Source organism: Arsukibacterium sp., assembly GCF_033722355.1.
In the GTDB taxonomy this organism is placed as follows: domain Bacteria; phylum Pseudomonadota; class Gammaproteobacteria; order Enterobacterales; family Alteromonadaceae; genus Alishewanella.
The window spans coordinates 1-5,199 of sequence record NZ_JAWVZF010000185.1 but is presented as its reverse complement, the minus strand read 5'-3'; the positions used below and the strand labels follow the sequence as shown (position 1 = coordinate 5,199).

Below are 5,199 nucleotides of genomic sequence, written 5' to 3'. Positions count from 1 at the left end.
GCGATAAAAGCCACTTCACTGTCCACCAGGGTGGCATCATACCGGTTGGCCAGTTGCCTGATAAGCTGATTAATGGCTTCGGGAGCCCTAAAACGCAGTAGATCATGGTCTTTGGCCAGCAAGAAATGCTGTTTTGCCTGCTCTGCCAGACCCCGCTGTTGGTAATGCTTGCCTAACTGATAATAGAAATCAGCCGAATGAGCATTGCTTGCCTCAACGGCCAGGGTCTTGAGCGTAGCAAGATCAGTCGCTTTTGCGTCTGTTGTTGCCGGTAAGTGTGCAAGCCGGGCCAGTTTCTCGTCGGCAGTGGCCGGCAGCGGCTTACTGTGAAAAGGCGGCTGGTCGGCTAAATTACTGACTAGCGTACTGATATACACCGGTATGCCGGCGCGTTGATACCTGACCAGCAGCTGGCTGAGGTTACTGTCAAACTGCTTAAGGCCCGCGTGAAACTGGGCTGAATCCAGCGCAATGTCCTTATCCCTTGCTACTTTGGCCATAAAAGTACGGCGGTTTTGCGCCGCTTCCTCAAGCAGTGGGTTCATTTGCTGATACAACTGCTCGAGAAGCTGAAAGCTGTGCAGTTTTCTCAGGCTGATCAGCAGCCGGGTAACCGCAGGGCTCTGGCTGGCCAGATAATGGGAGCCGACACCCAGCAGCCCCAGATACTCGTTATGACCAGCATAAATAAGCACCGCATCAGGATTTATCGCAATAATTTCATCGGCTAAATCTAACAGGGTATAGCTGTTGACTGCCGCCAGCGCGGTATTGACCACCTCGACCCGGTGCCCCGGGAAAGTGCGGCTTAACCGCTGTTCAAGCATCGCCGCCAGTGAAGCACCCGCGCCGTAAGGGTAGCCTGCTGCGGTAGAACCGCCCTGAACTACCAGCCGGATGCCGTCAGCGGGCTTTTCGGCTAGTAAAAAGCCGGGCTCCATTTTAACGCTCGGCAGACTGTCGTTACTGGCAAAGTAGCGTTTGACGATATCAGTTTCGGTCACCAGATACGCCGGGTTGGCCGGGTTCACTTTAAATAATGGCCAGTTAGCGCCGATACCGGTTGCCCTCAGCGCCAGCTCTGCCAGCAGTAATATCAGCAGTGGTAACATCAGGGCAATGGCCCGGAACAGCCATACTCGCATGGTTTTACTCTCCTGTTGCCAGTTGTTGCTGTAGCTGCCGGTGCTGACGCAGCGCCACCGGATGATCTGGCTGACGGGCCAGAATGTGCTCAACCTGCTCCAGAGCACGGTGCAATTGCTGCTGATAATAATAGCTGCGGGCCAGCATCAGCCGATAATCGGTATTGTCTGGTGCTATGGCTACTGCCTGGCGCTGATAATGGGCGGCCAGTGGCAATTGCTTACTGTCGAAATAAAGCTGGCCGGCGACAAAGGCCAGCTGGCTTTCAGTGGGTAGCGCATCGGCCAGTAAGCCCGCCACTTTGGCGGCATCGCTAATCCGACCCTGCTGCTGATACAGAGTAACCAGCCGCTGACTGGCCTCAAGCCAGCTTAAGCCATTGCTGCGGGCCCGCGCCAGTTCATGGTAAGGGTTATTGCTGGCAGTAAAGCTAACCTGCTGTGGTGCAGCCACAAAGGGGTAATCAGATTTTAGCTGGCGCACTTTAAAGTCTGCCAGCGCAAGATCGACTTCGGTAAGGGGTATATCGGCTAAGGCTTGCTCGGTAGCAACCGCGCTGCCTTGTTCCATAGTTAAGCCCAGCTGCTGTTGTACCGCCGGTAAAAACGCTTCTGCCAGCCAGAAATAACCCAGCTGATTTGGGTGCAGGTGCTCGAGCATCAACTGCTTGCCAATAATGCCATCAGGGCTTTGCCGGCGCAGCAGCGCCTCCCCGTCAACCAGCGGCAACTTATAGTCGCTGCTGAGCGCAGTGATTGTTACATTAATGGCCAGCGGCGCCCGAAAGCGCAGCAAGTCATGCTCGCGGGCAAGCTGATAATGAGCAAGGGCCTGTCGATTATCACCACTTTGCCGGTACAGACTGGCCAGTTGGTAGTGCCAGCTGGCGACAGCGGGCTGGTCAGCCAGTGCCCGTTGCAGCTGGTCTTGATCCGGGTTAACCAGTGCTGGCTTTGCCGAGACAAAAGGCGGCTGATCCGCTTCATTACTGGCGATAGTGCTAAGCACGACCGGGATCTCAGCTGCCTGAAATTTTGCCAGCAGCAGGCTCATATTGGCCTTAAATTGCTTAATGCCAGCCGTAAACTGTGCTGAGCCCTGACGAATTTCGGTATGACGGGCAATTTGCGCCATCAGGGTACGGTCGGGCTGCCGGCCTGGCGGTGAACTGAAAGCACTGATAAGGCGTTGCAGCGCCTGAAATATTGCCAGCTGGCGTAGCTTTAAGTACAGCAATTTGCTGCCATGGCTGTATTGCCCGCTAAAAGCGGATCCGACTCCCATTACCCCTAAAAATTCATTATGGCCGGCATAGATCAGCACCAAATCGGGCTGTAACGCTATTACCTCGTTACTGATATCCAGCAGGGTATAGGAGTTGATTGCCGCCATTGCCAGATTAACCACTTCAATAGTTTGTTCGGGATACAGCCTTTTTAGCCGCTGTTGCAACATGGCCGCCGGCGCACCCCAGCGGCCATAGGGAAAGCCGGCCGCCGACGAGCCGCCAATAAACACAATCCGGTGCTGGCCGGGTATTTTTTCTGCCCGAAAATACTGGGTGTCAGGGCTAACCTTCAGCGCTTGCTCCGGCGTGGCAAAGTAGCGCTTAATCAGAGACGGGTTGGCCTGCAGGTAGCCAGGCATGGCTGGCACCGGTACCACTAACGGATAACGCTGATACAGGCTGGTCTGGCGTAGCAGCAGCTCGGACAGCAGTAGCAATAGCAGCGGAATGCTCAGCGCTATAGTGTAAAACAACACCTTGCGGCGGCTGAGTACTTTGCCTGTAGTAACGGACGAATAATCAGTCATTGGTTAACGTCTTGATGGCAGCATAAAAATGACGGTACCCGATGTTAATAAGCGCAGCAAGTTTTGGCGCATTTGAACTAACAGCAATTGTCAATTAAGGTTACTTTAGAGATGAGTTTTATAATGGGTGGTGCGGTTACAGCCGGCTTATGCAATATATTCTGGGAATTTCCTGTTTTTACCACGACAGCGCCGCCTGTTTGCTGGCCGACGGCGTTATCGTGGCTGCCGCCCAGCAAGAGCGATTTAGCCGGGTTAAGCATGATCCGGCATTCCCAGCTGATGCTATCCAATACTGTCTGACCGACGCAGGTATTACCCTTGGCGATGTCAGCGCTGTCGTGTTTTACGATAAGCCATTGTTAAAATTTGAGCGGTTGCTGGAAACCTACCTGGCACATGTGCCAAGGGGTTTTCGCTCTTTTCTGACGGCGATGCCGGTCTGGCTGAAAGAGAAGTTGTATTTAAAAACCGTGCTGCGCCGCGAGCTACGTGCTCTGGCAGGATGGGATAATAAAGCAGCATTACCCAAATTACTGTTCAGCCAGCATCACCAGGCACATGCCGCATCGGCGTTTTACCCAAGCCCCTATCAGCACGCCGCTGTTATCTGCCTGGATGGGGTGGGTGAATGGGCCACTTCGACCATCTGGCACGGTAAAGATAATAACCTGACGCCATTGTTTGAATTGCAGTTTCCCCACTCACTCGGCCTGCTTTATTCGGCGTTTACTTATTATTGTGGTTTTAAGGTAAATTCCGGGGAATATAAGCTGATGGGCCTGGCGCCTTATGGTGAGCCGCGTTATGTTGAAACCATTTACCGCGAGCTGATTGACGTTAAACCCGACGGCAGTTTTGCCCTGAATATGGCTTATTTCAGTTACCCGGTTGGCGCAAAAATGATCAGCCGGAAATTCGAGCAGCTGTTTGGTGCCCCACCGCTAAAACCAGATACACCACCGTCACAGTTGTACCTGGACTTAGCCTGCTCGGTGCAGCAGGTGACTGAAGAGGTCGTGCTGAAAATTGCCCGTCATGCCCAGCGTTTGACCGGTGAGCAGAAACTGTGTCTGGCCGGTGGCGTGGCACTTAATTGCGTGGCCAATGGCCGCTTACTGCGGGAGGGACCCTTTAGCGATATCTGGATCCAGCCTGCAGCCGGCGATGCTGGCGGCGCGCTTGGGGCCGCAATGCTGGCCTGGCACCAGTATTATCAGCAGCCACGCATGGCAGATGAACAACAGGATCAGATCCAGGGCAGTTATCTGGGGCCGGCGTACAGCAATGATGAAATATGCCGCTTGCTGGATAGTCAGCAAATCCCTTATCAGCAATTAACCGACGATATGCTGTATCACAGCACCGCAGGCTTGCTGGCAGCTGGTCAGGTGGTGGGCTGGTTTCAGGGCCGGATGGAGTTTGGCCCCAGGGCGCTCGGTAACCGCTCTATTCTCGGTGATGCCCGAAGCGCCAGTATGCAAAGTATTCTTAATTTAAAAATCAAACAGCGCGAGTCGTTCCGGCCTTTTGCGCCAGCAGTGCTGGTGGAGCATGCCAGTGAATATTTTGATCTCAGCAAGACCAGCCCTTATATGCTGCTGGTAGCGAAGGTCAATCCGGAATTATGTATCAGCCTGCCGCCAGAGACCCGGGGCCTGGCGCAGCAGGCAGCGCAGCGCTCCAGTCTGCCAGCCATTACTCATGTCGACTACAGCGCCCGGGTGCAAACAGTCAGCAACCGACATAACCCGCAGTTTCATCATCTTTTGCAGACATTTTATGAACTGACTGCTATCCCGATGCTGATTAATACATCCTTTAATGTCCGCGGCGAACCACCAGTCTGCAGTCCGGCTGATGCGTTACAGGGTTTTCTGGCCACCGATATGGATTATCTGGTGCTGGGTAACTGTATGATAAGTAAAGCCGAACAGCAGCCAGCACAACTGGCGGCGGCCAGGCTTAGACGTTTTATCGCTGATTAGCTGTCAGACATGTCAGTTGATCTAAAAGGAAGAAGCTAATGCCGCTATTGTTAAAAACTGACCGCGCCGGACTACGTACTTTTGGCTGGCAAATGGCTATCGTTGTGCCACTGCTGTTCAGTTTATTGCTGCCGTGGTTTTTGGGCTGGTTGGCTGCAGGCCGCATACCCGTGTGGCCGCTGGTTGTTTCCGGCGGGTTTTTGCTGCTGGCCGGTTTATGGCCGGCCGGCTTATATTATCCGTACCGGGG

At 53.9% G+C, this 5,199-nt stretch carries 3 protein-coding genes and 1 pseudogene; 2 read left to right on the top strand and 2 right to left on the bottom strand.

Annotated elements, in window-relative coordinates; translation table 11 throughout:
- Both R3177_RS13095 and R3177_RS13090 read right to left on the bottom strand, forming a co-directional pair.
- Positions 1-1,145 (bottom strand): SGNH/GDSL hydrolase family protein (locus tag R3177_RS13095; RefSeq protein WP_318971471.1); only part of this gene is annotated, 1,145 nt, incomplete at its 3' end.
- A gap of 4 nt (positions 1,146-1,149) precedes the next feature.
- Positions 1,150-2,961: a tetratricopeptide repeat protein gene (locus R3177_RS13090; RefSeq protein ID WP_318971470.1), complete on the bottom strand. Its 1,812-nt coding sequence runs from the start codon at positions 2,959-2,961 to the stop codon at positions 1,150-1,152.
- A gap of 149 nt (positions 2,962-3,110) precedes the next feature.
- Here R3177_RS13090 and R3177_RS13085 point away from each other — a divergent pair, with 149 nt between their 5' ends.
- Both R3177_RS13085 and R3177_RS13080 read left to right on the top strand, forming a co-directional pair.
- A complete protein-coding gene (locus tag R3177_RS13085) occupies positions 3,111-4,949 on the top strand; it encodes a carbamoyltransferase (protein ID WP_318971469.1) in 1,839 nt (612 codons plus the stop codon).
- 38 nt (positions 4,950-4,987) lie between these two features.
- Positions 4,988-5,199: pseudogene (locus R3177_RS13080) on the top strand (hypothetical protein); the annotation flags it as partial.

What these genes read in the sequence shown, in the direction of transcription:
- R3177_RS13085 (WP_318971469.1), top strand. Translation starts at nt 3,111, where the DNA reads ATGCAATATATTCTGGGAATTTCCTGTTTTTACCACGACAGCGCCGCC.
- R3177_RS13090 (WP_318971470.1), bottom strand. Translation starts at nt 2,961, where the DNA reads ATGACTGATTATTCGTCCGTTACTACAGGCAAAGTACTCAGCCGCCGC.